This window comes from Salinisphaera sp. LB1 (assembly GCF_003177035.1).
GTDB lineage: Bacteria > Pseudomonadota > Gammaproteobacteria > Nevskiales > Salinisphaeraceae > Salinisphaera.
The window spans coordinates 2,868,642-2,895,563 of the sequence record NZ_CP029488.1; the positions used below are offsets into that span (position 1 = coordinate 2,868,642).

The 26,922-nt window shown below is 61.6% G+C and carries 24 protein-coding genes and 2 pseudogenes; 12 read left to right on the plus strand and 14 right to left on the minus strand.

The window, feature by feature from the left end; translation table 11 throughout:
- Positions 1 to 29: 29 nt before the first annotated feature.
- Complete coding sequence (locus SALB1_RS12870) at positions 30 to 707, plus strand: murein L,D-transpeptidase catalytic domain family protein (protein WP_109995425.1); 678 nt, start codon at positions 30 to 32, stop codon at positions 705 to 707.
- 143 nt (positions 708 to 850) lie between these two features.
- A complete protein-coding gene (locus tag SALB1_RS12875; RefSeq protein WP_145961322.1) occupies positions 851 to 2,038 on the plus strand; it encodes a sensor histidine kinase in 1,188 nt (395 codons plus the stop codon).
- 134 nt (positions 2,039 to 2,172) lie between these two features.
- Here SALB1_RS12875 and SALB1_RS12880 read toward each other — a convergent pair whose 3' ends face one another.
- Positions 2,173 to 2,619 (minus strand): Lrp/AsnC family transcriptional regulator, encoded by a 447-nt coding sequence (locus SALB1_RS12880; RefSeq protein ID WP_109994234.1) that lies wholly within the window; start codon positions 2,617 to 2,619, stop codon positions 2,173 to 2,175.
- 361 nt (positions 2,620 to 2,980) lie between these two features.
- Here SALB1_RS12880 and SALB1_RS12885 point away from each other — a divergent pair, with 361 nt between their 5' ends.
- The 7 genes from SALB1_RS12885 (at position 2,981) to SALB1_RS12915 (ending at position 11,027) form a co-directional block, all read left to right on the plus strand.
- A complete protein-coding gene (locus tag SALB1_RS12885; RefSeq protein ID WP_109994235.1) occupies positions 2,981 to 4,072 on the plus strand; it encodes a TRAP transporter substrate-binding protein in 1,092 nt (363 codons plus the stop codon).
- A complete protein-coding gene (locus SALB1_RS12890; protein WP_199678796.1) occupies positions 4,072 to 4,614 on the plus strand; it encodes a TRAP transporter small permease subunit in 543 nt (180 codons plus the stop codon). Before SALB1_RS12885 ends, SALB1_RS12890 begins: the two co-directional genes overlap by 1 nt.
- Positions 4,604 to 5,926 carry a TRAP transporter large permease subunit gene (locus SALB1_RS12895; RefSeq protein WP_109994236.1) on the plus strand — a complete coding sequence of 441 codons (1,323 nt, stop codon included), beginning with the start codon at positions 4,604 to 4,606 and terminating at the stop codon, positions 5,924 to 5,926. Before SALB1_RS12890 ends, SALB1_RS12895 begins: the two co-directional genes overlap by 11 nt.
- 6 nt (positions 5,927 to 5,932) lie before the next feature.
- Positions 5,933 to 6,775 carry a sulfite exporter TauE/SafE family protein gene (locus SALB1_RS12900; RefSeq protein WP_199678797.1) on the plus strand — a complete coding sequence of 281 codons (843 nt, stop codon included), beginning with the start codon at positions 5,933 to 5,935 and terminating at the stop codon, positions 6,773 to 6,775.
- An 18-nt stretch (positions 6,776 to 6,793) separates the two neighbouring features.
- Entirely contained in the window at positions 6,794 to 8,380 is a 1,587-nt protein-coding gene (locus tag SALB1_RS12905) for a gamma-glutamyltransferase family protein (RefSeq protein WP_109994238.1), read from the plus strand.
- A 155-nt stretch (positions 8,381 to 8,535) separates the two neighbouring features.
- Positions 8,536 to 9,390, plus strand: coding sequence for a 23S rRNA (adenine(2030)-N(6))-methyltransferase RlmJ (locus SALB1_RS12910; RefSeq protein WP_109994239.1), 855 nt, complete (start codon positions 8,536 to 8,538; stop codon positions 9,388 to 9,390).
- Positions 9,391 to 9,455: 65 nt separating this feature from the next.
- Positions 9,456 to 11,027, plus strand: coding sequence for a sodium:proton antiporter (locus tag SALB1_RS12915; protein ID WP_109994240.1), 1,572 nt, complete (start codon positions 9,456 to 9,458; stop codon positions 11,025 to 11,027).
- 158 nt (positions 11,028 to 11,185) lie between these two features.
- On the opposite strand, the gene ahpF is transcribed toward SALB1_RS12915, so the two are convergent.
- Positions 11,186 to 12,781, minus strand: a complete 1,596-nt coding sequence (gene ahpF, locus SALB1_RS12920) for an alkyl hydroperoxide reductase subunit F (RefSeq protein ID WP_109994241.1) — start codon at positions 12,779 to 12,781, stop codon at positions 11,186 to 11,188.
- Positions 12,782 to 12,864: 83 nt separating this feature from the next.
- Positions 12,865 to 13,428 (minus strand): alkyl hydroperoxide reductase subunit C, encoded by a 564-nt coding sequence (gene ahpC, locus SALB1_RS12925; RefSeq protein ID WP_109994242.1) that lies wholly within the window; start codon positions 13,426 to 13,428, stop codon positions 12,865 to 12,867.
- 898 nt (positions 13,429 to 14,326) lie between these two features.
- Here ahpC and ftsH point away from each other — a divergent pair.
- The 3 genes from ftsH (at position 14,327) to purU (ending at position 18,829) form a co-directional block, all read left to right on the plus strand.
- The gene (ftsH, locus tag SALB1_RS12930) at positions 14,327 to 16,270 is read left to right on the plus strand and encodes an ATP-dependent zinc metalloprotease FtsH (RefSeq protein WP_109994243.1); all 1,944 of its coding nucleotides are present in this window, start codon (positions 14,327 to 14,329) and stop codon (positions 16,268 to 16,270) included.
- 307 nt (positions 16,271 to 16,577) lie between these two features.
- Positions 16,578 to 17,525 (plus strand): IS481 family transposase, encoded by a 948-nt coding sequence (locus SALB1_RS12935; protein WP_109994244.1) that lies wholly within the window; start codon positions 16,578 to 16,580, stop codon positions 17,523 to 17,525.
- A gap of 446 nt (positions 17,526 to 17,971) precedes the next feature.
- The gene (purU, locus tag SALB1_RS12940; protein ID WP_109994245.1) at positions 17,972 to 18,829 is read left to right on the plus strand and encodes a formyltetrahydrofolate deformylase; all 858 of its coding nucleotides are present in this window, start codon (positions 17,972 to 17,974) and stop codon (positions 18,827 to 18,829) included.
- A gap of 192 nt (positions 18,830 to 19,021) precedes the next feature.
- Here the strand turns inward: purU and SALB1_RS12945 are convergent, their stop codons facing one another.
- The 11 genes and pseudogenes from SALB1_RS12945 to SALB1_RS12990 all read right to left on the minus strand — a co-directional run bounded on the left by SALB1_RS12945 (position 19,022) and on the right by SALB1_RS12990 (position 26,813).
- Positions 19,022 to 20,428 carry a sugar porter family MFS transporter gene (locus SALB1_RS12945; protein ID WP_109994246.1) on the minus strand — a complete coding sequence of 469 codons (1,407 nt, stop codon included), beginning with the start codon at positions 20,426 to 20,428 and terminating at the stop codon, positions 19,022 to 19,024.
- Between the two features lie 546 nt (positions 20,429 to 20,974).
- Complete coding sequence (locus tag SALB1_RS12950; protein WP_109994247.1) at positions 20,975 to 21,871, minus strand: PhzF family phenazine biosynthesis protein; 897 nt, start codon at positions 21,869 to 21,871, stop codon at positions 20,975 to 20,977.
- A 122-nt stretch (positions 21,872 to 21,993) separates the two neighbouring features.
- Positions 21,994 to 22,467 (minus strand): hypothetical protein, encoded by a 474-nt coding sequence (locus tag SALB1_RS18800; RefSeq protein WP_145961323.1) that lies wholly within the window; start codon positions 22,465 to 22,467, stop codon positions 21,994 to 21,996.
- A 71-nt stretch (positions 22,468 to 22,538) separates the two neighbouring features.
- A pseudogene (locus SALB1_RS19965) lies at positions 22,539 to 22,801 on the minus strand (Txe/YoeB family addiction module toxin).
- Positions 22,801 to 23,040, minus strand: a complete 240-nt coding sequence (locus SALB1_RS12960; RefSeq protein WP_109994248.1) for a type II toxin-antitoxin system Phd/YefM family antitoxin — start codon at positions 23,038 to 23,040, stop codon at positions 22,801 to 22,803. The pseudogene SALB1_RS19965 and the gene SALB1_RS12960 overlap by 1 nt, the downstream one beginning before the upstream one ends.
- A 176-nt stretch (positions 23,041 to 23,216) precedes the next feature.
- Positions 23,217 to 23,624 (minus strand): ester cyclase, encoded by a 408-nt coding sequence (locus SALB1_RS12965; RefSeq protein ID WP_109995427.1) that lies wholly within the window; start codon positions 23,622 to 23,624, stop codon positions 23,217 to 23,219.
- Between the two features lie 108 nt (positions 23,625 to 23,732).
- Positions 23,733 to 24,098: a cupin domain-containing protein gene (locus tag SALB1_RS12970; RefSeq protein WP_109994249.1), complete on the minus strand. Its 366-nt coding sequence runs from the start codon at positions 24,096 to 24,098 to the stop codon at positions 23,733 to 23,735.
- A gap of 106 nt (positions 24,099 to 24,204) precedes the next feature.
- Complete coding sequence (locus tag SALB1_RS12975; protein ID WP_109994250.1) at positions 24,205 to 24,465, minus strand: hypothetical protein; 261 nt, start codon at positions 24,463 to 24,465, stop codon at positions 24,205 to 24,207.
- Between the two features lie 108 nt (positions 24,466 to 24,573).
- Positions 24,574 to 25,289: pseudogene (locus tag SALB1_RS19970) on the minus strand (hypothetical protein).
- 83 nt (positions 25,290 to 25,372) lie between these two features.
- Positions 25,373 to 25,780 (minus strand): hypothetical protein, encoded by a 408-nt coding sequence (locus tag SALB1_RS12985; RefSeq protein WP_109994251.1) that lies wholly within the window; start codon positions 25,778 to 25,780, stop codon positions 25,373 to 25,375.
- A 7-nt stretch (positions 25,781 to 25,787) separates the two neighbouring features.
- A complete protein-coding gene (locus SALB1_RS12990; RefSeq protein WP_255414563.1) occupies positions 25,788 to 26,813 on the minus strand; it encodes a J domain-containing protein in 1,026 nt (341 codons plus the stop codon).
- Positions 26,814 to 26,922 lie beyond the last annotated feature (109 nt).

Here is a 26,922-nt window from a genome sequence, read left to right on the forward strand (position 1 = left end):
ATGCGGCTGTCCGGTGGTGGCCGGCCCGGATGCTCGGCCGGGTTCTGATCGGCTGGGCGGCCTGCGCCGGCCTGGCCCACGCCGGCAGTCTGACCGCCATGCTCGAACGTCTGGCGCCGGGCGCCAATCCGCGTGTACTGGCGTTGGCGGCCTCAGCCATGACCTGTGCCGAGCGCCACGGCCAGCCTGGCGCGGATCGGTTGGCCGTGATCGATTATTCGCTGCCGTCAACCCGGCGTCGCCTGTGGGTGTTCGATTTATCGCAGCCGCAGCTGCTGTTCAAGGAATGGGTCGCGCATGGCCGGGCCACCGGCGCCAACGAGGCCGAGCATTTCTCCAACGTTCCGGACAGCCACGAGTCCAGCCTGGGGTTGTTCCGCACACTGCACAGTTACCACGGGCACGATGGCTACGCGCTGCGCCTGAAAGGTCTGGAACCCGGCATCAACAGTAACGCCTACAGCCGCGCGATCGTCATTCACGGCGCGCAATACGCCACGCCTGCCTTCATCCATCGCGTCGGACGGCTGGGGCGCAGTCTGGGCTGCCCGGCCGTTCGGCCGGCCGTGGTCAAGCCGCTGATCAACAGTCTCAAGAATGGGCAGTATGTGTTTGCGTATTACCCCAAGCCGTCGTGGATCAAGCATTCGCGATACCTGCACTGCGACGGCGCTCCGGCGCCAAGGCTGCTTGCCAGCACGCCCTGAGTCTCGGAGCCGGCCACCGGCCGGCTCGCGTCGGTTCGGATACAGCCATTCGAGCCGATGATGTTCAGCGTGCGTAGGCTATCCTGCGTACGTTGGTTGCGAATCGAGTCTATGTCCCACGAACTTTGGCCCGCTTGCGTGACATGACAGACCAAGCCATTGAATACCGCCTGCGACAGCAATCCCTGATCTCCGAGTTTGGCTTGTATGCGCTGAATAACCGCGACTTCGCGGCCCTGGCGAACGAGGCCTCGCGGCTGGCCGCGGAAGGCGTGCATTCGCGCCTGGCGAAGGTTCTGATCTATCAGCCGGCCGAGAACCATTTTCTCGTGTATGCCGGCGTGGGCTGGCATGAAGGGGTGGTCGGCCACGCCACGATCGGCGGCGGGCTCGACTCGCCCGCGGGGTACGCCCTGCATACGGGCCGGCCGGTCATCGCCAACCATCTGCGGGGCGAGCAACGCTTTCGTACGCCCCGGGTGCTGGCCGATCACGGGGTCGACACGGCGATCAACGTCATCATCCAGGGGAATGGCGAGCCGTTCGGCGTGCTCGAGGCCGACACGTCGGCGCGCAACCGTGTGTTCGACGAGGACGACGCGGCGTTCCTGCAATCGCTTGCCAACGTTCTGGCTTCGGCCCACGAGCGCGCACAGACCGAGCAGGCGCTCGAGCGCGCCGTGCACGACAAGGATGTGTTGCTGCGCGAAAAGGAAACGCTGCTCGACGAGCTCAATCATCGAGTCAAGAACAATCTGCAGGTCGTAAGCAATCTGTTGTCGATCGAAACCGCCCGCCTCGACGACTCGGTTGCCCAGCAGCGTTTTCGCGCGGTGCGTAACCGTGTGACGACGCTCGGTCGCCTGCATCAGCATCTGTACCAGTCCGGCCAGGCGCATGACGTCGAATTCGGCAAGTACCTCCAGGAACTGTGCGACAACCTCAACCAGTTCTATAAGAACGAGCATTCGGATGTCTGCATCGAGGCCGATATCGAATCCGCCCATGCCCACCTCGACCGCGCTATCCCGCTCGCCCTGATCGTCAATGAGCTGATTGCCAACAGCGCCAAGCATGCCTTTCCGCAAGGGCAGTCGGGAACCGTGCGGGTCAAGCTCCGGCGCGAAAGGGACTATCTCACCATCACCGTGGCCGACAACGGCCGGGGCATGCCACCGAAGGCGACCGCGCAGGGCAACGGGCATGAATTGATCGCCCTGCTCGGCGAGCGCATCGATGCTGAATTGCGGACCTACACCAACGATGGCACGACCGTCACGGTCCGGGTTCCCGAGCAGGCCTTGCGAGCCGTGGACGAAGGCGACGGCTGATACGCAAACGCCGCCCGGGTAGGGCGGGTAGCGCTGCGATCACATCCGTATGCGGCGTTGCCTTGAGTACGGCACAAGCCGACATGATCGGGCTTTCCATGCCGTGGTGGTGCGGTATGAAACGGTAACAGGCCCTAGATACGCGGTCCGCCGCGCCGGTTCTTGATGCGCCGTAGCAGCATCGTGCAGTCGATCGACAGCACCCCCTCACGGGCGAAGAAGTGCTCGCGCACGAAGGCGTCGAGATCCGCTTCGGTGTGGGTGAGCGTGTGAATGTGCAGGCTGCGCATGTCGCTCATCAAGTACAGACTGACTACCTCCGAAAGCGTCGCCAACTCGGCGCATAACGTCTCGACCAGCGTGGGCGCTACTTTCGCGTCCAGGAATGCCGAGATTCCCACCCCGACCTTTTCCGGATTCACCACCGCTGTGAACTGCTCGATCACGCCGCGCGCCTGAAGGCTGGCGGTGCGATCGCGCGCGTGCGCACGCGAGATCGCCAGTCGCCGGCCGATCTCGGCAAAGGAAAGACGGCCGTCCTCGATCAACAGGCCGAGAATGCGTCGGTCCAGATCGTCCATGGGTCACCTCGAAGTCGCACTGAAAGGGGGCGGGCGCTTTTTCGATGCGTTTTTGACAAACGATAAAGCACACGCCCCATCGTCATGCAGTTTTCCTGCCATCCGGTAATCAGTGCCGCACAAACGTGAGCGGCGGCCGTCAATCGGCTCCGATTGTCATTTCGCGTTCCGGCGACACGGCACCAACCGGGTGCATTCCGGTGGCCGGAGGGCTGTCTGAATCCGAACCGGTAATTCTTATGTTAATCAAAACAAACATATAGTTACGTTATTGATCCGGTCTGGCACGTACCTTGCTCCTAGCGCCTGGTGGGCAGCGATTCCTTTTTTGACATTGCAATCGGGACAACGGAGATAAGCGATGACCATCAAGCGGCGTGATTTTCTGAAGACTGGAGCTGGTGCGCTGGCCGGGGCGGCATCCGCCCCGATGATCGCCAGTGCGGCCGAAAAAAAGACATTCCACTGGCGGATGACCAGCGCGTACGGTCCGGGGGCGCCCTTCTACAGCACCGGCTCGGGCAGTGCGACAGACTTTTGCAAACGCGTGGAAGCCGCATCCAACGGGCGTCTCAAAATCGATTTCTATGCCGCCAAGTCGCTGGTGCCGGCTTTCGGCGGATTCGACGCCGTGCGTTCCGGCACTGTGCACATGAACTGGGGCAATTCGTATTTCTGGTCCGGAAAAGTATTTGCGGCCCAGTATTTTGCGGCCGTGCCGTTCGGCATGGGCACGCTCGGCGTCAATGCCTGGCTGTATAACGGCGGCGGCATCGAGCTCTGGGACGAGATCTATTCGGACTTCGGGCTGAAGGCATTACCGTGCGGTAATACCGGCATGCAGATGACCGGCTGGTTCAAGAAGCCGATCGAGAACGTGGACAGCTTCAAGGGCCTGCGGATGCGTATACCCGGACTGGCCGCCAAGGTCTACGAGCAGCTGGGCGTCAGCGTCAAGCTGCTGCCCGGTAGTTCCATCTTCCCGGCTCTCAATCGTGGCGTGATCGATGCCGCGGAATTCGTTGGCCCTTATCTCGACCGACAGCTCGGACTGCAGAACGCGGCCCAATACTACTACACCCCGGGCTGGCACGAGCCGGGCACCGTGACCGAGCTGCTTATCGGCAAGCAGGCCTGGGAAAGTCTGCCGCCCGATCTGCAGGCCGTGGTCGAAAACTGTGCGGCGGCCTGCAATGAGATCAGCTTCGCCTGGTGCAACGCCAACAATCCGGATGCGCTGCGCGATCTCGTCGACAAGGACGGCGTGAAGGTCAAGCATCTGCCGGACGGTGTGCTCGAACAGCTGCGCACGGCCAGCAACGACATCCTCAGCGACTACGTCAAGAAGGATCCGCAGGTCGCGAAGGTCAACAAGTCGTACTTCGACTTCAAGAAGAAAGCCGACGCCTGGTTCGATATCAGCGAAAAGATGGTGCTCGACAAGAATCTGTGATGCATATGTCGATCCAATTCTTTTCGCAATCGCTGGGCCGCCTGGCCGACGGGATCGACGGAGGCATCCACTGGATGGGGCGCATCTGTGCCTGGCTTACGCTGGTGTTGGTGCTGCTGGTGGCCAGCGATGTGCTGGCCCGTTATATCTGGCACGTCGGTTCAGTTGCCGAGCAGCAGCTCGAATGGCATCTGCTCGCGGTGGTCGCCATGCTCAGCGCACCGTTCACCTTGCAGCAGGATGAGCACGTCCGGGTCGACATCTTCTACCAGAGCTTTTCCGAGCCGACCCGCCGCCGGATCAATATCCTGGTGTGTTTCCTGATCATCATACCGACCTCGGTGTTCATCGCTTATGTCTCAATGAGATTCGTCACCATGGCTTATCAAATGGGCGAGGGCTCGGCCACGCCCGGCGGGTTGCCCGACCGTTTTCTGCTCAAGGCATTCGTCCCGCTGGGTTTTGTGCTGATCGCGCTGGAAGGCATGGCGCTCGGGATTCGTGCGCTCATACCACGGCAGCAGGCCATGCATGGGCGTTGAATATCTGGCCCTGGTCATGGTCGGTGCGCTGTTCGCGCTGCTGCTGGTCGGCATCCCCGTGCCTTTTGCGCTGACCGCGGCAGGCCTTGTGTTCGGTGTCGCGGGCGCAGGGGAGTCGCTGTTCAATCTGCTGCCCCTGCGCATCTACGGCGTGGTCACCAATTACACGCTGCTAGCGATTCCGCTGTTCGTGTTCATGGGCGTGATGCTGGAAAAGTCACGGCTCGCCGAACGCATGCTCGAAGTCATCGGTCATCTGTCGGGCAGCCGGCCGGGGGGCATGGCGCTGGCCATCATCGTGTTCGGTGTCGTGATGGGGGCCTCAACCGGCATCGTGGCCGCCACGGTGGTCACCGTCGGTTTGATCAGCCTGCCCACGCTGCTCGCGCGCGGCTACGACAAGGGCATCACCTGCGGCACGATTTGCGCGTCGGGCACGCTCGGCCAGATCATCCCGCCGAGCCTGGTGCTGATCATCCTGTCCGACATCTCCGGTGTCTCGGTGGGTACGCTGTTCGCGGGCGCGTTGATCCCGAGCCTGATGCTCGCGGGGCTGTATCTGGTGTACCTCACCGTTGTGGCGATATGGCAACCGCAGCGCATGCCGCCGATCGATGCCGACGAGCGGGCCGGGATGAGTGCCGGCCGTCTGGCGATCGATCTCGTCAAGGTGGTATTGCCGCCAGTGGCGCTGATTATCCTGGTGCTCGGGTCGATCATCGGGGGCGTGGCCGCGCCGACCGAGGCGGCCTCGATGGGGGCGCTCGGCTCCATCGTGCTCGTGCTGTGCTCAGGCCGGCTGAGCTACCAGGTCATGCGCGAGACCGTGTTGTCGACGTTCAAGATCACCGGTATGACGCTGTTCGTGCTGATCGCGGCCCAGGTGTTCAGCCTGGCCTTCCGCGGGTTGGGCGGCGATGTGTTGGTCGATCAGCTGTTCGCGTTGCTGCCTGGCGGCGTATGGGGCGGCATTGCGTTCATGGGTGTCCTGATTTTCGTGCTGGGCTTCTTTCTCGATTGGATCGAGATCTCTTACATCGTGTTGCCCTTGTTCCTGCCGTATTTCACCCAGTCCGGGGTGAATCTGGCCTGGCTGTGCATTCTCGTTGCCATGATCCTGCAAACTTCTTTTCTTACGCCGCCGTTCGGCTGGTCGCTGTTTTATCTGCGTGGTGTGGCGCCGCCGGAAATCACCACGCGGGATATCTATCGGGGCGTGATGCCCTTTATCGGCATTCAGGTCGTGGCCGTGATCGCGCTGTGCGTGTTTCCGGCGATCGCGATCTGGCTGCCGCACGCCATTGGTTGGTAGTCGATCATGATTCACGCAATGGACATCCATGGCCTGCTCTGGCTGGCCGCATTGGCCGGTGCGCTGCTCGCGACCGGCCTGGTGGCTGGCCTGATGGCCGGGCTGCTCGGTGTCGGCGGCGGTATCGTTATCGTGCCGGTGCTCTACAACCTGTTCGCATGGCTCGGCATCGATAGCGGCGTCCGCATGCACGTGGCTGTGGCCACCTCGCTGGCGACCATCATTCCCACCTCGATCGTGTCGGCGCGCGCGCATTATCAGCGCGGCAGCCTCGACCCCGGTCTGCTCCGCTCGCTGGCGCCCGGCGTGGTGGCCGGCGTACTCGCGGGCACCGCTCTGGCGGGGTGGGTCAGCGGCGCGGTGCTCACCGGCGTGTTCGCCGTGGTGGCGTTAATCGTGGCTGTGAACATGGCGTTGCGCGTCTCCAGCGCCGCGTTGGCCGAGGGCTTGCCCGGCAAGCCGGCGCGGTTGGCGCTCGGCGCCGTGATCGGTGGGTTTTCCAGCCTGATGGGTATCGGCGGCGGAACCTTGAGTGTGCCGCTGCTGAGTTTGTTCGATGTCCCCATGCGCCGGGCGGTGGGGACCGCCGCCGCCATCGGGTTGATCATCAGCGTGCCGGGCGCGCTGGGCATGGTCATCAGCGGGCTCGGTGCGCCCCACCTGCCGCCGGGCAGCCTGGGCTACGTCAATCTGATCGGCTTTGCGCTGATCGTGCCCGTCACGGTGCTCATGGCCCCGGTCGGCGCGCGGTTGGCGCATAGTGTGAACCCATTGCGACTGCGTCAGGTGTTTGCGCTATTCCTCCTGCTCACATCGTTGCGTATGTTTGTTGATCTATTCGGCGGTTGAAACAGAAGGAAATAAATTATGCGAGAAACGCTTCGCAGTCGCCGCGGCATGGTGGTCGCGCCCCATCATCTGGCGGCGCAGGCCGGACGCGATGTCTTGCGCGAAGGCGGTAATGCCATCGAGGCGATGATCGCCAGCGCCGCCGCCATCGCCGTCGTTTATCCGCATATGAATTCCATCGGCGGCGACGGCTTCTGGCTGATCTCGCGCCCCGGCGAGGCGCCGCGCGCCATCGACGCCTGCGGACCCGCCGTGGCCCAGGCTGATAGCGCCTTCTATGCCGGTCACGACACCATTCCCTCGCGCGGGCCTTTGGCCGCGCTCACTGTCGCCGGCACCGTGGGCGGCTGGACGCGTGCTCAGGCCATCAGCCAGGAATGGGGCGGGCGACTGCCCTTGTCGCGGTTGTTGGCCGACGCGGCCGAACATGCCCGCCACGGCATCGCCGTCACTCGAAGCCAGGCCGCGCTCGGCGCTGCCAAGCACGACGAACTGGTGGGCGTGCCCGGCTTTGCCGAGCATCTATTCATCGACGGCCGTCCGCCGGACGTCGGTACTGTCCTCAAGCAGAGCCGGCTTGCCGATACACTCGACCAGCTCGCGCGCGCCGGCCTGGACGACTTCTACCGCGGCGCACTCGCCGATGCCATGGCCGCCGACCTCGAAGCCGCCGGCAGCCCGTTGCGCCGCCGCGATTTGGCTGACTTTGCCGCCCGCGAGGTCGCGCCGCTCGCGGTCGCCCTGCACGATGCCGATGTGTACAACCTGCCGCCGCCGACGCAAGGTCTGGCCTCGCTGATGATTCTCGGCCTGTTCGACCGTCTGGGCGTGGCCGAGGGCGAGGGCTTCGCCCACTTGCACGGGCTGATCGAAGCCACCAAGCAAGCGTTTCTCGTCCGCGATCGCGAAGTCACCGATCCGGCCTGGATGACCCGGGACCCGTCGACCTGGCTGACCGATACTCATCTCGACACGCTCGCCGCACAGATCGATCCGGCCCAGGCGTTGCCTTGGCCGCAACCGGACGCCCCCGGCGATACCGTCTGGCTGGGCTGCATCGACGGCGACGGCTGCGCCGTGAGCTTCATTCAAAGCATCTACTGGGAATTCGGCTCCGGCGTCGTCTCGCCGTCCACCGGCGTGCTCTGGCAGAATCGCGGTATAAGCTTCAGTCTCGATGCGAAGGGGCGCCAGGCGCTGGCGCCGGGCCGTCGCCCGTTCCATACACTCAACCCGGCGCTCGCCCGGTTCGCCGATGGACGTACCATGGTCTACGGCACCATGGGCGGCGAAGGCCAGCCCCAGACCCAGGCGGCCGTCTTCACGCGCTACGCGCGTTTCGGTGAGCCCATCCAGCAGGCCATCAGCGCACCGCGCTGGTTGCTGGGCCGCACCTGGGGCGAAAACAGTACGACGCTCAAACTCGAATCGCGCTTCAGCGCCGATCTGGTTGAACAACTGCGAGCCGCCGGCCACGATACCGAGATCCTGGCGGATGCCTTCAGCGACACCATGGGCCACGCGGGCGCCGTGATCCACCGCCCGGACGGCTGGTTCGAGGGCGGCGCCGATCCAAGGAGCGACGGGATCGCTGCGGGCGCCTGACCCGTGATCTTCCCGGCGATCCGGATGGGGGACAGGCTTTGTGGCCTGTCCGAGCCGGGGAGAGTGGCCTGCCAGGCGGTCGCTGTGCCAACGCGGGCCTCGTATGAAACGGCAACAAGACCTAAGCTGTGCGGTCTGCTTCGTAACGCGTTCTCATGCTCTCTTACCAACACGCCTATCACGCCGGCAATTTCGCCGACGTACACAAGCACCTGGCCCTGTACACGTTGCTCCGGTCGCTGCAGCGCAAGGAGTCGGCCATCACGCTGGTCGACACCCACGCCGGCCGGGGGCTGTATCCATTGGCCGACAAGGCCATGCAGAAAAACGGCGAATATCGCAACGGCGTGGCCCGCCTGTGGGCGCAGCGCGATGCTATTGCCGTGGATTCTCCGCTCGGCGACTGGATCGGGCGGCTCGCGACGTTGCAGGGTGGGGCCGTATTGCGTCGCTATCCGGGCTCGCCCTGGTGGTTTGCCGACCTGCAGCGAAAACAGGATCAGCTCTCCCTGTTCGAATTGCACCCGGCCGAGCACCAGGCGCTCGAGGCCGAAGCGCTGTCTGCGGGCAAGCGCCAGCAGCGTCTGCATGCCGACGGGCTCGAAGGGCTGCGCAAAATGCTGCCGGTGAACACGCCGCGCCTGTGCGTGCTGATCGATCCCAGCTACGAGCTCAAGAACGAATACCAGGACGTCGCCAAGGCGCTGCGCCATATCGTGCGCAAGGCGCGCCACGCGGTGGTCGTTATCTGGTATCCGTTACTGGGCGCCCGGCGCCACGAACGCCTGTTGGCGAGTCTGCGCCAATCCGGCATTCCCAAGCTCTGGCAAAGCGAGCTGCGGCTTGGCACTCCGGCCGCTGAATACGGCATGCATGGCAGCGGGCTCGTTCTGCTCAATCCGCCGTGGCAGCTCGATCAACGCCTGGACGATACGTTCAAGACGGTGGCGAAACTGCTCGGCGAGGGCGCCAGCCATCGCAGTGCCTGGCTGACCGGACAGGGGACATGACCTATGGCAACGCCCGTCATGCGTCGAGGCGCCGGTAGTTCAAGTTAGCGGGGATTCGAACCGGGATGCGCACCGAGTCCGTCGTTTTGTTGATGTTTCTGATCGCGTCCGGGGTTGCGATTGCGGCGCGGCGTCTGAATATCCCGTACACCGTCGCGCTGGTGCCTGTCGGCCTGCTGCTGGGGGCCTTGCATCTGTTCAACGCGCCCGCGCTCACGCGGGAGATGCTGTTCCTGATCTTTCTGCCGGGCCTGGTGTTCGAGGCCGCGTTCCATATCCATTTCGAAAATCTTTGGCGCGATCGCCTGGCGGTTCTCGCGCTGGCGATTCCCGGGGTGCTGCTGGCCATTGCCCTGACCGCGGCGCTACTTGTTTTCGCCGGCGCGCTGACGTCGTATCTGCCCCATGTGGGATGGGCGCTGGCGCTGCTTTTCGGGGCCGCAATCGCGGCCACCGATCCCATCTCCGTGGTGGCCCTGTTCCGTGAACTGGGCGCGCCGGCCCGGCTGACGTTGCTGGTGGAAGGCGAAAGCCTGCTCAACGACGGCACGTCCATCGTCTTTTTCTCGCTGATACTCGCGGTGCTGATGGGGCAGGTTCCCTCCGGCGGCGCCCTGGTGGTCGACTTCGCGCGCGAAGTCGGTGGCGGCGTCGTCGTGGGGTTGGCTATCGGTCTGGCGGCGTCGCAGGTGGTTCGCTATGTGGACGCCGCGATGGTGGAAGTCATGTTGATGACCGTCGCCGCGTACGGCTCCTTCCTGGCCGCCGATCAACTCGGGGTATCGGGCGTGATCAGCACCGTGGCGGCCGGCCTGGTCTGCGGCAACTACGGTGCGCGCCGGGGCATGTCGCCCACGACCTATATCGCGGTCCGCACGTTCTGGGATTACCTCGGGTTCGCGCTGAACTCACTCATCTTTCTGTTCATGGGGTTCGCGATCCATCTGCGGACGCTTCTGGAGATCTGGCCGATCATCGTAGTGGCCTATCTCGCGGTCACACTGGCCCGCGGTCTGGTGATTTTCGGTATATCCGGCGTGCTGGCGATGACCCGGGCGCGTATCCCGCGGGCCTGGACGCTGGTGCTCACCTGGGGCGGGCTGCGCGGCGCGTTGTCGATGGTGTTGGTCCTGAGCCTTCCGGACACGCTGCCGCTACGCAATCTCATCGTCAATATGGTCTTCGGCGTGGTGCTGGTCTCGATCCTCGTGCAGGGCCTGACGATGACCCCGCTCACGCGCCGGCTCGGCGTGGTCAGCGGTCACGGCGCGCTCCGCGACTACGAACTCGCACGCGCGCGCCGCCACCTGGCCGACGAGGTGCTTGCCGAGATCAGCGGCTTGCAGCACGGCCGACTCCTCGAACCGGAGGCGCTGGATGCCGTGAAAGCCGAATACGAGCAGCGCGCCAGCGAAGCCGGAGCGCAGATGACCCAGGCCGAACTCGACCGCGAACATCTGTTGCGTCAGGAGACCGTCGGTGTCCGGCGGCGGTTGCTGTTATTCGAGCGCCAACGCCTGCGCGAGGCACGAGACCGCGATCTGGTGGGCGAGGAGGCCTACAATCAGTTGCTCGCCGATGTCGATGCCCGCCTGCTGGCCTGCGACAACGGCCACGTCAGCGAGCCGGCCAGCTGACTGGCCGCGGCCTGTAGCGGCAGAGACACGAACAGTAATGACCACGGGCCCGGGATGACCCGTCCGACGCCGGATGGGCCCGCTATCGCGTTGACGTGCCGGCCATGAAAACGGCCCGCGTCATCGCGGGCCGCTGGGCCGGGGCGTCTGCCTGCGGATCAGGCCACCCGGGATTGGCGTTGGTCGGTTTCGGCTTGTTCGGCCGGCGCCGAATGGCGGATGAGATAGTCGAAGGCGCCCAGTGAAGCCGTGGCGCCTTCGCCCATGGCGATGACGATCTGCTTGTAGGGCACGGTCGTCACATCGCCCGCAGCAAACACGCCGGGCACCGAGGTCTGGCCGTGTTCGTCGGTGATGATCTCGCCGCGATCGGTCATATCGACCACGCCCTCGAGCCAATCGGTGTTCGGGATCAGGCCGATCTGGACGAACACGCCTTCCAGCGCGATCTCGTGCCGCTCGTCGGTGCCGCGGTCCAGATACTTCAGACCGGTGACCTTCTTGCCGTCGCCGACCACTTCGGTGGTCTGAGCGTGGGTGAGGATCGAGACGTTGGACAGGCTGTGCAGCTTGCGCTGCAGCACCGCATCTGCCCGCAGTTCGTCTTCGAACTCGATGAGTGTGACGTGCTTGACGAGACCGGACAGATCAATCGCCGCCTCGACGCCGGAGTTGCCCCCGCCGATCACCGCCACATGCTTGCCCTTGTACAGCGGGCCGTCGCAATGCGGGCAGTAGGCCACGCCGCGGTTGCGGTATTCGGCTTCGCCCGGCACCTGCATCTGCCGCCAGCGCGCGCCGGTTGAAAGAATCACCGAACGCGAGCGCAGGGTGGCGCCGGAATCGAGCTTCACTTCAAACAGTTCGCCCGGCACGAGTTCGGCCGCGGTCTGCGGCTTCATGATGTCCACGTCGTAGGACAGCACATGCTGTTCCAGCTGGGTCGCGAGTTTCGGCCCTTCGGTTTCGGGCACGGAGATGAAATTCTCGATCCCCGCGGTATCGAGCACCTGACCGCCGAAACGGTCGGCCACCACGCCGGTCCGAATGCCCTTGCGTGCGGCATAGACCGCGGCCGAGGCGCCGGCCGGCCCACCGCCGACCACGAGCACATCGAAGGCGTCCTTGGCATCGATTTCGGCGGCATCTCGCTCGGCAGCGCTGTCATCGATGCGGTTGACGATCTCTTCCAGACTGATACGGCCGGAGTGGAACGGCTCGCCGTTCAGGAAGATCGTGGGCACCGCCATCACCTCGCGGGACTCGACCTCATCCTGGAAATGGGCGCCATCGATCATGGTGGCGTGCACATTGGGATTCAGGACCGCCATCACGTTGATGGCCTGCACCACATCCGGGCAGATCTGGCACGACAGCGAGATATATGTCTCGAAGTGGAACTCGCCGTCGAGATTCTCGATCTGGGCGATCACCGAATCGCTCGCCTTGACCGGATGACCGCCGGCCTGGAGCAGGGCCAGCACCAGCGAGGTAAATTCGTGGCCGGTGGGAATGCCGGCAAAGCGGATGTGCATGTCGCTGCCGGCGCGACGGACGTTGAACGAGGGTTTGCGCTCGTTGTCATCGCGCGATTCGTGCAGGGCGATCTTCGGCGACAGAGCCGCGAGCTCCTCAAGCATCGACAACATGTCGGCCGAGCCCTTACCGTCATCGACCGATGCCACGATTTCGATGTCGTGCGCGATCTTGTCGAAGTGCGCGGTCAACTGTTGCTTGATGTTGTCATCCAGCATGAAAGGGTCGCTCCATTACTGCGAAAGCGACCGGCCACGCCGGGCCGGTCGCGGGGAACCGGAAAGGGTTCGCTATCGACGGATCAGATCTTGCCGACCAGATCCAGCGATGGGTTCAGCGTTTCTTCGCCTTCCTTCCACTTGGCCGGGCAGACCTCGTCCGGGTGGGCGGCCACGTACTGCGCGGCGCGCACCTTGCGCAGCATCTCGTTGGCGTCGCGGCCAATGCCTTCGTCGTTGACCTCGAACAGCTTGATCTGGCCCTCGGGGTTGATCAGGAAGGTGCCGCGCAGGGCCACGCCTTGATCCTCGACCATCACCTCGAAGTTGCGGGCGAGGGTGCCCGTCGGGTCGCCGATCAGTGGGTATTGCACCTTGCTGATGGCATCCGAGGTGTCGTGCCAGGCCTTGTGCGCGAAGTGGGTATCGCAGGAGATGCCGTAGACCTCCACGCCGCGCGAGGAAAACTCCTCGTAAAGATCGGCCAGGTCCTCAAGTTCGGTCGGGCACACGAACGTGAAGTCGGCGGGGTAGAAGCACAGCACCGACCAATGCCCTTTCAACGTCTCCTCAGTGACCTCGACGAACTCACCGTTGTGATAAGCGGTGGCCTTGAAGGGTTTGACGAACGTATTGATCAGCGACATATCCACTCCTGTAATGCGAAAGGACTAAAACGGAAGTCGTATTCTGCCGCAGGTTCGACGTAAGTTTAAATCTATTGTAAAAATGAAATAAATAGAAACAAACTATAATCCAGTGCGCAATAAGATGCAGGGCGTCCGAAAAAGGGGCGCCTGCGCATCGCGCTCCGCCGACCAGCGGCGACACGCGCGAGCGACGGCCACAGTTTGGGGCGGGCGCCATCACGTGCGTCAACATCCAAAGCTTGAATCATGCCTTCATATCAAAAGGTTATGTTTTAGCAGGGCGTGTGCGTTCTGCCGTGGATGGATCGCTTGAAAGCCTGCGATCGGCCCGGTGTGCGCGATTGCTGCGCCGACCATCGGAGAACCGCGATGTCCGCGGCCGACGATGATTTGAACCAATAGAACGGGCGAGTGGCAACGCTGGATTGCGGCCGATTGTCATTTGCTGAGGCCGGAGTCCCGAGGGGGTGGCCTCCTGAAAATCTTCTTGCTTATGGGCGAAATGCAGCTGCCTGAATAAGCAAGAGCGGGTGGTCCGAAAATGCACGCGAATGAACGCAAATAAAAAGCAAGATCAAGACGCTGCGGCTTCAAGTGCGCAGGCAATCGCAGCGTAAGTCCTTAAGTCGGGTTTTTATGTAATCAAGAAAATTTTTACGCGTCGGCCATAACGCGTTGCTCGCCCTGGTCGTGGCTCGCCACTGCACCGCTAGCACCTTGCCCGGCGGAATTTTTGGGCTTCGACGCGACCCATATCAAGACGGCGACCGGTCCGGTCGCCTGGCCAGCGTCGTGCCGATCTCGCCGGTACTCAGTGAAATCACTGGTTCGTCACCACATTATGTTGATTAAGATATAACGAGATGTCCGCATACCGTCGTTGAATAGAGGTCCGATGGCTACATCCGCTCGACAACCCAATAAGCCGAATATGCCGCGGGGGCTGAGTTGGCAAGTTCTGATATGGATTGCGTTGGCGATGGTGGCCGCGTTCTTCTGGGGCCATTCGGTTCATCAACGGCACATCAAGCACCTCACTTTCAGCCAGTTCGAACAGGCTGTGCGTCATGATCGGGTGAACTCGGTAACTGTTCGCGGTCTCGATATATCGGGGCGGCTGAAAGCGCAGAAGCAGTCCTCCGGGTCGGGGGCCGGCACAACGAAGCAGAATAAGGCGTCCAAACCGGAACAACAGAATCCGCGTGGTAAAAAACAGGGTCAGAAGTTCACCACCACAAGGCCGCCCTTCGGTGGCGAAAAACTGCTCAACCTGTTGCAGCAGCATAACGTGCAGATTTCCGCCGAAACAGCGCAGCATCCCTGGTGGGAGAGGCTGTTGATCAGCTTGTTGCCCTGGGTGCTGATTCTCGGCGTCGTATTCTATTTTTCTTACCGCATGCAACGGCGCATGGGCGGTTCACAGGGAATGTTCGGCATGGGCCGCTCCAAGGCCCGGCGTTTTCGCGAACGCAGTACTGGCGTCAAGATGGAGGACGTCGCCGGGGCCGATAATGCCAAGCGGGATCTGGGCGAAGTCATCGACTATCTGAAAGAGCCGCAGCGCTACCGGAAACTCGGTGCCAGTATCCCCCGCGGTGTCCTGATGATGGGGCCGCCAGGCACGGGCAAGACCCTGCTGGCCAAAGCCATCGCCGGCGAAGCCGACGTGCCTTTCTACAGCATCAGCGGCTCGGAGTTCATCGAGATGTTTGTCGGCGTCGGCGCGGCCCGTGTGCGGGACATGTTCAAGAACGCCAAGGCCGAAGCGCCGTCCCTGATCTTCATCGACGAACTGGATTCGATCGGCCGCTCGCGCGGCAGCGGTATGGGCGGCGGCAACGACGAGCGCGAACAGACCCTGAACCAGATACTCTCCGAGATGGGCGGTTTCAATGATAACGACGCCGTGGTTGTGTTGGCGGCGACCAATCGCCCCGATGTGCTGGATCCCGCATTGATGCGTCCCGGTCGCTTCGACCGCAAAGTGACCATGGAAAAGCCTTCGCGCAAGGCGCGCGAGTCGATTCTGCGAGTCCATGCGCAGGATAAGCCGCTGGCGGATGATGTCGACCTCGCTGTTATGGCCGACCGGACCGCAGGTTTTTCGGGGGCGGACATCGAGAATCTGCTCAACGAAGCCGCTCTGCTCGCCGGCCGCGAGCGGCGCGAGGAAATCGACATGGCGATGCTCAACAGCGCTCGCGATCGACTGATTTTCGGGGCGGAAAGCGATGTGGGCTTGAGCGATGAGGAAAAACGCGTCGTGGCCTATCATGAGTCGGGTCACGCGCTGATGGCGTATCTGCTCCCCAGGGCGGACCCGTTGGACAAGGTCACGATCATTCCGCGCGGCAGGGCGTTGGGTGCCACGGAGCAAACGCCCGGGGAAGATCGCTATAACATGTCGGAGCATGACCTCTGCGATCGAATCGGCGTGATGCTCGGCGGCCACATGACCGAACGACTGGTTTTCGGTGAAGTCACCACCGGCGCGGAGCAGGATCTGGCGCAGGTCAGTCAAGTGGCAAGACGCATGGTTGCGAATTGGGGCATGAACGAATCGATCGGTCCGGTCTCACATCGCCAGCGAGAGCCGCATCCGTTTCTCGGCCACGATATGCCCGGGCCACGGGACTTCAGCGAATACACCGCCCATCAGATTGATGTTGAAATGCGCAAGCTGATCGTCAGCATCTCGGGCCAAGTGTACAACCTGCTGCAGAACAATCGGGACAAGCTCGACAGCCTGGCGGAGGAGTTGCTGGCGCAGGAAACACTGGAGATCGATGCCATTCGCCGGTTGCTCGAAAGCGAGCCGGCCGAGTCAGCCGAGACCTGAACACGTTCGTTGCGGACGGTCTTATCGTTGCTCTTGGCAAGCCTCTGATAAATAAATTTTAACGCGGATTTTCGAGTTGCTTTTCGTGTTCGTCCTGAGGTAACCGAAATAAGAGCGCCCCACAAAGCATCGGCTACGCCGGTTACCCGCTGTCACTACGCGTCTCCGTTACTGCGTTACGGGCGCAATACAGAACCGTTCGGCTGAGTTTCGTACCTAGATGTGATCTTTCAGTAGGTTGTTCATCCGAGCCGACCGCCCTGAAACTGATGGGTGTCGAATCCTTCAAGCTTCAGGAGTGACCCGGATGAACACCCACAAGAATGCGCGTTTGACCGTTCATGGTCGAGACCTGTTGGTCCGTCGAATCCTTCAACATGGTCAGCGCCCGGTCGAAGCGGCGCAGGCCATGGGCGTGAGCGCGCGGACCGCTTACAAGTGGCTGGCCCGATATCGCGAGCACGGTCAGTCCGGCTTGTATGAACGCAGTTCGCGACCGGCTCGTTGCCCCCATCGGCTATCCGAGGCAACCCGGCAGCGGATCGTGGCCTTGCGGCGTGAGCGGCGTATCTATCGCGCGATCAGTCGCGAACTGGGCGTGCCCGTGACCACGATCGCACGCGTGCTTCAGCGAGCCGACCTGAACCGACTGTCCGCGCTGGATCCCGCGCCGCCGGTCAAGCGCTATACCCGCGAGGCACCCGGCGATCTGCTGCATCTCGATATCAAGAAGCTCGGCCGCTTCGAGCGCCCCGGTCACCGCGTGACCGGCAATCGACAAGCCGGACGTTCACGCGGCGCAGGCTGGGACCATGTCCACGTGGCCATCGACGATCACAGCCGCGTCAGTCACGCGACAATCTGGCCGGATGAAACGGGACCGAGTGCCGTTCGCGCCCTGATAGCCGCTTTGCGCTATTACCGGCACCTGGGCGTACGATTCGACCGCGTGCTGACCGATAACGGCGGCTGTTACAAGTCGGCTGTCTTCGCCAAGGCCTGTCGGCGACTCGGGCTCAAACACAAGAGGACACGGCCCTACCGGCCGCGCACCAACGGCAAAGCCGAGCGGCTGATCCAGACCGCGCTGCATGAATGGGCCTATGCTCGCGCCTATGACAACGCCGATCAGCGTGCCGCCCATCTGCCCCACTGGCTGCATGACTATAACTGGCATCGCCCCCATGCCAGTCTCGACTACCACACACCCATCAGCACCCTCGGCCTGAACAACCTGGTGGCTTTACACACCTAGTGATGAGTTCCGAAGCCCAGTGGATTCAGGATCCAATGGCGCGGGGTCGGACAGGCCGACCCTAACGAGAACATGGCAGTCCGGCGGTATGCACTCTGGGTCGTGTGGGGCCCCGCGTTCAGCGCTCTGGCTGCGGAAGTCGTGGCGCATTATCCTGCCGCCACCGACTTTCGGATGTGCGACCGCCGAGCATGTTCCATCCCATTATGTGACTATCGTTCCGGGCCATGGCTACGACAGCTGGCTGGCACGGATTGCGTGGGTAAGTTCGCGCGCTTCGCCCCGCGCTATCGCGCCGGCTTCCCATCCCGGCAGAGCCGACGCGATAAGTGGCGTTGCCGCCTGCCGCGGCGGCTGCAACCGACGCATCCGAAACGCCAGCCCATCCCGGCGCATGATTACGACCTTTTGTTTTTAAAGCCATACCGTTCTGAGCGTAACGTCTTATGAGCCGCAGCCGTTTTTATACCTTGCGTTTTTCCTGTCCGGATAGCACCGGCATTGTCGCGCGTGTCGCCACCTTCATTGCCGAGCATGGCGGCTGGATTCTGCGCTCGAGCCAGCATTCCGATGAGGAGTCCGGTCGTTTTTTCATGCGAGTCGAAGTGCGTGCCGATTCGCTGCCGTTCCAGCTGGACGCTCTGCAGCAGCGCTTCGCACCGCTCGCGCGGGAAATGGACATGGACTGGCAGATCAGTGATAGCGCGGTCAGAAAGCGTGTGGTGATCCTGGTATCGCGGCAGATGCATTGTCTCTACGATTTGCTGGAGCGCTGGCAGTCGGGCGAACTGGACATCGACATCCCCTGTGTGATTTCCAATCACGAGGATGCGCGCGGGCTGACCGAATGGCACGGCATTCCCTTCCACCATGTGGCGATCGACAAGTCCGACAAGGCTGCCGGTTTCGCCGAAATCGAGCGATTGTTCGAAGAGGCCGAAGGCGAAGTGATGGTTCTCGCGCGCTTCATGCAGATCCTGCCCACCGCGCTCTGTGAGCGGCTGCGCGGGCGGGTGCTGAACATCCACCACAGCTTTCTACCCAGCTTCGTCGGCGCTGCCCCGTATCTGCAGGCGTACCGGCGCGGTGTGAAACAGGTCGGCGCCACCTGCCATTACGTCACCGCCAGCCTGGATGAGGGGCCGATCATCGATCAGGATGTCACCCGCGTCGACCATACCGACTCCGTGCGCGATCTGATTCGTTACGGCAAGGATATCGAGAAAGCGGTGCTCGCCCGCGGCCTGCGGCACCACCTGGAAGATCGGGTCATGATCAGCGGCAACCGCACCATCGTGCTTTAGAGCCCGGCGCAAACCAGCGGCTTATCGCTCTATTGCGGTCGCGACCTCGCGCCGGCGACAGCTCCCGGATTCATGTAACGCGGCCGAGACGACGCTTTTACACTCGCGACAGCGTATGAGCGAAACTGAGCCTGCGAGCCGGTACCTGCAAGGCGGTGCTTTCAGCCGCCCGCGGTGCCGGGTCGTCCGTCTTCATTCCCCGAGCGCCCGCAGGCGGTTTCCGTCGAACAGGTTGTTTTCGATCTGTTCCAGTGAGACGCCCTTGGTTTCCGGTATCAGCAACAGCGTGAACAGGATGAACAGGAAGTTGAGCGCGGCATACAACCAGAACGTATTGGCATTGCCCAGCACGTTCAGCAGGCTCAGAAATGTGACGCCAATCACGAAATTGGACAGCCAGTTGGTAACTGTAGAGCAGGCCACGCCGAAGTCTCGGCCTTTCAGCGGCTGAATCTCCGAACACAGAATCCAGACCATGGGCGCCGCCGACATGGCGTAGCTGATCACGAAGATGGCCAGAAAGCCCAGAGCACCGTATTGCAGCAGCGGGTGACTCTGCAGGCCGATCGCGTACAGCACCCCAAGCAGGGCCATGCAGGCGCCCATGACCGTAAAGCCAATATACAGCAGCGGTTTACGCCCCACGCGATCAACGAAGGTGATCGCGATCAGGGTAGCCAAAGTCATGACCAGGCCGATGAGTACGGTGCCCCACATTTGTTCGTTTGAACTGCTATAGCCCGCCATCTTCAAGATATGCGGCGCGTAATACAGGATCACATTGGCGCCGGTGAACTGCTGCATGAACTGCAACAACATGCCGAGGCCGACAGAGCGGCGAAAATTCCTGTCCTCGCGGAACAGTTGCCAGCCCTCATTATTGCGTTCGGTGCTTTGCTGAATACGCGCCATTTCGGCGTCGACGGTTTCCTCGTCCTGACGCAAGCGCATCAGCACATTGCGGGCCTTGTCGCGCCGCTGGTTGTTGGCGAGCCAGCGCGGGCTACGCGGCAGGATGTACATGCCCAGCACCATGATGGCCGCGGGTATGGCGATAACGCCGAGCATCCAACGCCAGCCGCCGGGATAGTTGAACCCCGCGTCCACCAGGTAGGCCACAAAAATGCCGCCCATGATCATCAACTGATAGAAGGAGATGAGTGTGCCACGGATGCGTTCCGGGGCGATTTCCGAAAGATACACCGGAGCGATGTATGAAGAGATGCCCACCGCCAGGCCCAGGACGACCCGCGTGGCAATCAGCATCGCCGGTGAAACGGCAAGCGCACAGCCGATTGCGCCCAGAATGTAGACCGTGCCGCTGACCGTCAGAGTAACCTTGCGGCCGAATTTCCGGGACAGCCAACCGCTGGCGGTCGCGCCCGATGCCGCACCCAGCATCATCGAGCTGACAATGAACTCCTGCGTTACATCGCCGATATGGAACGTTTTCTTGATCCACGGCAATGCGCCGGAAATGATGCCGATGTCCATGCCGAACAAAAGCCCAGCGAGTGCTGCAATCGTGGCAATGATGTAAATGGTCGAGCGTTGCTGCGTAGAGTCGAGCAGCGACGCGTCGTCAGCTTCGGAAGCCATAGCGAATATCCTTGCTCAAAAGCCGCTGAAAAGCGTGATCTAGCTAAAATGTTGATCCTGTTATGCGTATGGTCAACATTAAACTTTAGTTGTAATATGCAACGATTAGCTGATCGATCCGCGCTGTCGCGTAACGCGCAGACCTGGCGGCAGCCATCCGAAACCGGAGTCCTTCGCGTGAAGCGGGGAAGTGCTGAGAAGCCGATCATCGTTATCGGATCGGGCGGAACAGTGCCCGCAGGCCTGCGCGGAGAACGGAACCCGATGATGTAGCGGCGCGCCTGTCCGCCGACACGCCGCGAAGTGGCCAAAGGAGGCTGGTGATCGGCGTTATGAGCCAGCGGGCTTTCCCGTCCGTTCAGCTCGCAAGACGAGCAGCACCGCGAGCCGGTAGCGTCGGCAAGCAGACGGGTGTTTCGACAAAGATGACCGCGAGCCAGCGGCCCGCCTCCGCTTCGTCCGGCCGGCCTATTTCTCGTGTTGGCTATGCCGTCGGTCGATAGCGGATTGTGGAAGTTCGTCAGTAATCAGTGTGGTAGCGGATCGTTATGCATCCATGTCGCTGAAGGTTGCGTCGATCACCCCTGTCCCGACCATTTGCACGTCGCCGGCCACAATCACCGGCGAAGGTGAACTCAACGAGTGCGTCACTTCAACCCGCATTTCGCTGGGACGATCCAAGAATCGTCCTTGCTGCAGTAAGAGCACGTCCCCAGCCTCGGCGGCGCCGTGCCGAATCAAGTACGCGCCAGCTGGGCCCGCTGCGCTACCGGTGGCGATATCCTCTACTGTGCCTGCGTTGTCCCAGGTCCGACCTTCGCGCTTCTCTGCGTCGAAGACATAGACAAATTTCGCCCCGATTTCAGCGAGTAAATTTTCGAAGTCCGCCGAACGGATCTGAGCGCGGGCAAGCCCCTCCGGCGTCACAGGCACAATGAGGTAAGCGAGTCCAGTCGATACTACTTCCAGCGGCAGATCGGGGTCACGATGCTTTGGCTCCAAAGTCAGGGCATCAAGAATCGGAACTTCTTCGCCCGCGCTTAGTGTTCGGTCGAAAGTAGGGTGGCCTTGCTCCATCGCAACGCGATAAGCCCCTTGTCCTGTGCGCCTGGAGTCGATACGGACCCGCCCCGCGGGCAAGATAAGAAAGAAGGCTGCCGCGTCATGATTGGGCGCTTGCGCTTCATGCAAAACAGCGCCAGCGCCGAGAATGGGGTGGCCAGCGAACGGAAGCTCTTCGTCGACGGTAAACACGCGTGCGTTAAATACGTCCTGCTCGGCTGTGGGCGTTAGGAAGATCGACTCGAATTGGCGAAGCTCCTGAGTAAGACGAAGCATGAGCACAGCGCTCAGCCCGCCGGCTTGGGGAAAGACTGCCAGGCCGTTGCCGGATAGCGGCCGAGGTGCAAAGACATCGACGTGACGATACGGAATGTTGTTCATCCAAGGCGCCGCAGTAAATGAAGCGTTTTGCTTAACGCCGGAGCGCTGTTGTCGCCCCACCAGCCGAAGCTGCGGAGGAGGCTCGAAGCGCGACAGCGCTTGGGGGGAGCTGCCGGGATTCGCTAGGTTGCAGCGTCATTATCAAATCGGTAACTCATATACTCGGCTAAACTCGGCTCCGGGTTTTCTCGAAGAAGCGCCTTGATCCAGGCCTTGCTCTCAAAATTAATGACGCGGAGTTCGTGAACACAAGCTACAGCTGGCATTTCTTGCTCAGCAGAGATTGATTTCGGCTCATCCAATGGCGAAGAAAACAACTTGTGAAAAAGAATGTCCCCGTGCTCCCACCAGTCCAAGAGAAACCAATTACGCAAGGTACCACGGTGGATAATTAAAAAACCGACCCCATAGCGATGTCGGTTTACAGCCGGGCTTGGAAGATAGCCGGGAATGGCTCGGATCGCCGTATCGACGAGCCCATCAGATACGTGATTCGATACGGCCGAAAGCCCATAGACCTTCAAACGCCAATCATAAGCGTCGAGCTGCCGAATGAATCTAACCGGCCGTTTTACGTAGGGCTCAAACGTACTCATCGAGACAAACTCCGTTTCGCCGAACGTGACACGGTGTAAAAATCACCCGGCAACCGTGGCGGGCCATGGATTTACTCGTGGTGGCTCCAGAGCCGGAGCGCTTTGACCACTCGCTCGTCTTCGAGCACTTGGCATACCAGGCGATGCTGAATGTTGATGCTGTGTGAATAGGCCCCAGCGAGATCGCCAATGAGCTTTTCGAACGGAGGCGGCTTACGGTAGGGGGCTTCTGCGGTCAGGGCAAATAGTTCGTGGGCGTTTGGCCTGAGGCCGCTGAGGCAGGTTTCCTTGCGTCCTTCTGTGCTTGCTTGGTGTAAACGAGCTGCCATGTCACTAGTCGAGCTCCGTATCGCATTCATCCACGGGGGTATTCATCCCCTCACGAATAGACTCGCGCATACCGGGCACGGAGAGCAGGTAAAGCGTTTCCTGAATGGCCGACCCGTCATCTTCTGATACCAAAACGGCACTGTTGCGCTTGCCCAGGATGACGATCGGTTCGTGGGACTCGACAGTTTCATCTATCGACAGATAAGGGTTGCTACGCGTTTCAGTTGCCGTGATTCTGGTCATGAAACACTTCTTGCGTGTTCGGCTTGCATCGACTGTATGCCTTCGGGTACGTACGTCAAGGCGAACGCTTTGCATGGCGCCGAAGATCAGTCCTGGCGGAGCAGGGCACCTGGCTCGTGGAGGAAACGCAAAGTGCGGCAGCGCTTTCGCTTTAGGCAGTTCGCGACAGAGCGCCGTTATATTGCATTCCGCTCCAATTTCAGTTCCAGATTCTTGAGGTCGCCGAGAACCCAAACATCACTGATTAGAGGGCCAGTGAATGTAAACAGCGCACAGCCGTGCCATTCAACTCGCTTGCCGGTCGGCGAAAAGCCCATGAAATCGCCTTTATGTATGCCGGTAAACAGCATTTTCGCGAAGACCTTGTTGTCTTCGGAAACAAGTTGTTGAATGATGCAGCGATAATCGCCCAGCGCTTCGTGGACCCCGTCGACGTATTGCGCGAAGCCATCGTGGCCTTTCTTTTCCTGGCCAAGCGAGCCACGGAACGTAAATGACTCATGAAGCACGGAGGGGATCGCAGATTTATCATGCGCATCCCACAACACTTCGTAGAACCTTCGAACCTGGTGTGTGCTGGACATGGGCATTACGCCAAAGCTCGGTTGTCGCCGCACCGGCCGCCGGTCACGGAGGAAGCCCGACGCGTGCCGCCGCTCTGGCCGGTCCACTGCAGCGATCTGTGAGCTAGCCTAGATCCAGACATCGTTCTCGGCCGTTCGCTCACCGACGTCATCACCCGTGTTCAGGACACCTCGCGGCTCGATAAGAAGAATTTTGGCCTCTTTCTCCGCATATGGCTTGTGTTCGACTCCTTTCGGGACAACATACATTTCGCCCCGAGATACGTGCACGGGACCGTCTCGGAAGTCGATTCGAAGGTCGCCTTCTAAGACAATGAACGTCTCATCCGTATCCTCGTGTTCATGCCAAACGAAGTCGCCTTCGATTTTTACGATCTTGAACTGATAATCGTTCATCTCGGCGATTACTTTTGGCGTCCACTGTTCTTGAAACAGGGATAGCTTCTCGGCGAAATTAATTGCGGTGCGACTCATCGGGTTTTCTCTTTAGAGTTAACGCCAAAGCGCAGTTGTCGCCCGAAGCACGGCAACGCTTTGGGCGGTCAACGCGGCGACCCGTTGGGTCGCACCAAGCGATCTGCTAGTCCCACGGCAGCTTCGGCAACGCCTCTAAAGCTTTAATATATTCGTCGTGGTTGTATTCACGGCCTTCCTTCATGATAGAAAACATTTCGGCTGCGAGAACGGAGCCGATCAACTTCAAAGCCTCTTCACGAGGATAACCCTCTTTTTTCAACCGCTCCAAAGTTTGGGCCGTCTCAGGCGGGTCATTGGATTCAATCTGATTTTCGACAGCATCAACTATCGCCTGCCGTGCAATTTCAGGATCTTCGTCATTCATGTAAACACCAATTTCTGTTTGACACCCAGAGCCCAAGCTCAGTCGCCGCCTGATAGCCGCAGGCTGCGGACAGCGCCTGACGTGCGTCAGCGCTTTGGGCGGTCAACTTTAGCGCCCGGTTGGGCGATATGATGCGGCAGCCTCGGCGGCCGATACGAAAGAGGCGGCAATTGGCGGAACTTTCCCTTTTAAGGCGGCACGTTCTGGTTGAAAAAGCGTCATAACGAAGAACGGGTGATTATCCAATTCCAATCCGGGTACCTCGTCGTCTGAATCGATCGCGCTCACACGGAGTGGGCCGCTAGCAAGCGTCGCTCTGAAGTCTGGATTCAACCCATAGCTACAACGATAGCCTTGGTTACTTTGATCTGCGTTGTACGCTCGATGAAGACGCGTACCTTCAACGAAATACACAGTATCAGTGGTTTCGACCCGCGCACAATGGAGCGGCGCGATGACCGGAAAACTTGAGTCCGGCGCCGTCTCGACGTGCTCAGCGTCATTCCAACCCAGCACGTTACGAGCGTATTCGAGAACTCCATGTTGAAACCCGCCACCAGGTGCCAAGAAATGCGCGCTTGTGTTCCCTTGCAAAGCGACTGGCACGCATTGCACCGTCCATGCGCCGATATGGACTCGCGGGAACACACCATAGCCCTTCGAACGGCGCCAGGACACTACCGGAGTTAATCGTATCGGTGGGGAACCCACTCGACTTCAACGGGTTCAGGCCGATGCCGGGAGATGAGGTCCAAAGCGATTGGTATTGCGCGATGCGCTGGAACCGATTCGTCGAAATCTCCGATCAATCCAGTTTTCGGCATTACTCTATTCCCTCGTAGCTTCTGTTTGCTCAACGCCGAAGCTCAGTTGCCGCCGGAGCAGGCAATGCCTGCGGCCGTTTCCCTCAGCCGAGCAGCCGGCCGGCGGCGTAGGCGGCGGCCAGAGCCAGGGCGATGGCGAGCGCCCTGGCGAGTGTTCGTTGCCGGCGCCGTTGATGCCGGCGCAGGAGGGCAGCCAGCTTGGCGTCGAGCCGTTTCAGTCGCGCGGGCGCGCGCTCCGCGGGCACCGAGAAATCGTTAGCCACGTCGCCCTGCCAGTGCGGGGTGTGGGTCATTCCGAGGTTGGCCCGCAGGCGGCCGAGTTCGCCGAGCAGGCGGTGAAGGTCGTCGTATTGCCGGCGTCGTGCCGGATCGTCAAGGACGCGCCGGGCGTCGGTCTGGAGCGCGCGGTTGTCGCAGCGCGCAGTGCTGCGGGCGATGGCCCGTCGGGTCGCGTTTGCCGGAATGCCCAGACGACGGTAGAGATCGCGCATAGTGGGGTCAGACCGGCCTCATCAGATATTCGTAGGCATCCTTGATGCGCACAAAGCGCCGCGAGGCGATCGCCATGCGCAGCTCGCCCTGGCCGTGGAAGCGGTCCGGATGGTGGCGTTGCGCCAGGCGGCGATAGGCGCGCTTGATCTCCGGCGGCGAGGCCGTCTCGTCCAGCTCAAGGACTTTCAGGGCCAGGCGGATGCGGTGGTTGGGCCGGGCGGCCGCGCTGGCTTTGTCGCGCTGTTGCTGGCGGTGCTGCTCCTCCTGCCGTTGATGCGAGTGCTCCTCGCGCCGGGCCTGTTCCTGGTGGGCCTGATGCTGCCGCGCCTGCTCCTGACGCGCCTCTGCCTGTGCCTGACGGGCGCGCGCCTTGGTTTGTTCACGGTCCCGGCGGTGCGCCCGCCAACGTCGCCGGGCGCGGACGACCTGACGGCGGCGGCGCCGCCGCCAGTTCTGCCAGGCCGGCCGCCGCGCCGCGGTGGCTTCGGCGTCATCGGTTTGCCAATATGCCGCGCAGCTGGGGTCACCCGGTGATGTCAGGGCGCTGCCTGTGACGTCCTGGAAGATTTGCGCCAAGACCGCGGATGTGGCCGCCGACAGGTCGGCCAGAAAACGCAGAATATGATGGTTGCGCGGGCTGAGCTCGCCGGCGCTGGTGGCGAGGCCGATCGCCTGGCGCAGCAGGGGTTGCAACGGCGTATCGTGGCCTTCGGCGCGCAACACTTCGGCGGCGAGCTGGATGGCGGCGGAGTCGCCATTCGTGGCGATCGCCAGCAACGTGTCGAGGTCGTCCGCATGCCGGTAGCTGCCGGCCAGCCCTTCCAGATAGCGTCGGTCCTCTTCCAGCGCGATGCGCTTGTTGACGAACACCCATGCCAGCAACAGCAGCGACGCCGTATCCCGCTGGCGATGCGTTCGCAGCAGCATGAGCTCGAAAGCGGAAAAGCGTGAACGGCGCATCGTTTTTTTGGTTTCCGAATCTTGATATTCCCCAGGCTTGTTGGGGCGGCGGGCCCGGTTTGATGACTCCATCAGCCTCACGGCAGTCCCGCCCTGGCTGCCACGACAACAACAGTCAGTTTAAGACACCCCCAATGGGAGTGTAAGTGGTACCTGCCTTCCATGCCGAAATGGCGGCGCA

Coding starts and splice junctions, on each gene's coding strand:
- SALB1_RS12870 (WP_109995425.1), top strand. CDS start 30: ATGCTCGGCCGGGTTCTGATCGGCTGGGCGGCCTGCGCCGGCCTGGCC.
- SALB1_RS12875 (WP_145961322.1), top strand. CDS start 851: ATGACAGACCAAGCCATTGAATACCGCCTGCGACAGCAATCCCTGATC.
- SALB1_RS12880 (WP_109994234.1), bottom strand. CDS start 2,619: ATGGACGATCTGGACCGACGCATTCTCGGCCTGTTGATCGAGGACGGC.
- SALB1_RS12885 (WP_109994235.1), top strand. CDS start 2,981: ATGACCATCAAGCGGCGTGATTTTCTGAAGACTGGAGCTGGTGCGCTG.
- SALB1_RS12890 (WP_199678796.1), top strand. CDS start 4,072: ATGCATATGTCGATCCAATTCTTTTCGCAATCGCTGGGCCGCCTGGCC.
- SALB1_RS12895 (WP_109994236.1), top strand. CDS start 4,604: ATGGGCGTTGAATATCTGGCCCTGGTCATGGTCGGTGCGCTGTTCGCG.
- SALB1_RS12900 (WP_199678797.1), top strand. CDS start 5,933: ATGATTCACGCAATGGACATCCATGGCCTGCTCTGGCTGGCCGCATTG.
- SALB1_RS12905 (WP_109994238.1), top strand. CDS start 6,794: ATGCGAGAAACGCTTCGCAGTCGCCGCGGCATGGTGGTCGCGCCCCAT.
- SALB1_RS12910 (WP_109994239.1), top strand. CDS start 8,536: ATGCTCTCTTACCAACACGCCTATCACGCCGGCAATTTCGCCGACGTA.
- SALB1_RS12915 (WP_109994240.1), top strand. CDS start 9,456: ATGCGCACCGAGTCCGTCGTTTTGTTGATGTTTCTGATCGCGTCCGGG.
- ahpF (WP_109994241.1), bottom strand. CDS start 12,781: ATGCTGGATGACAACATCAAGCAACAGTTGACCGCGCACTTCGACAAG.
- ahpC (WP_109994242.1), bottom strand. CDS start 13,428: ATGTCGCTGATCAATACGTTCGTCAAACCCTTCAAGGCCACCGCTTAT.
- ftsH (WP_109994243.1), top strand. CDS start 14,327: ATGGCTACATCCGCTCGACAACCCAATAAGCCGAATATGCCGCGGGGG.
- SALB1_RS12935 (WP_109994244.1), top strand. CDS start 16,578: ATGAACACCCACAAGAATGCGCGTTTGACCGTTCATGGTCGAGACCTG.
- purU (WP_109994245.1), top strand. CDS start 17,972: ATGAGCCGCAGCCGTTTTTATACCTTGCGTTTTTCCTGTCCGGATAGC.
- SALB1_RS12945 (WP_109994246.1), bottom strand. CDS start 20,428: ATGGCTTCCGAAGCTGACGACGCGTCGCTGCTCGACTCTACGCAGCAA.
- SALB1_RS12950 (WP_109994247.1), bottom strand. CDS start 21,871: ATGAACAACATTCCGTATCGTCACGTCGATGTCTTTGCACCTCGGCCG.
- SALB1_RS18800 (WP_145961323.1), bottom strand. CDS start 22,467: ATGAGTACGTTTGAGCCCTACGTAAAACGGCCGGTTAGATTCATTCGG.
- SALB1_RS12960 (WP_109994248.1), bottom strand. CDS start 23,040: ATGACCAGAATCACGGCAACTGAAACGCGTAGCAACCCTTATCTGTCG.
- SALB1_RS12965 (WP_109995427.1), bottom strand. CDS start 23,624: ATGTCCAGCACACACCAGGTTCGAAGGTTCTACGAAGTGTTGTGGGAT.
- SALB1_RS12970 (WP_109994249.1), bottom strand. CDS start 24,098: ATGAGTCGCACCGCAATTAATTTCGCCGAGAAGCTATCCCTGTTTCAA.
- SALB1_RS12975 (WP_109994250.1), bottom strand. CDS start 24,465: ATGAATGACGAAGATCCTGAAATTGCACGGCAGGCGATAGTTGATGCT.
- SALB1_RS12985 (WP_109994251.1), bottom strand. CDS start 25,780: ATGCGCGATCTCTACCGTCGTCTGGGCATTCCGGCAAACGCGACCCGA.
- SALB1_RS12990 (WP_255414563.1), bottom strand. CDS start 26,813: ATGGAGTCATCAAACCGGGCCCGCCGCCCCAACAAGCCTGGGGAATAT.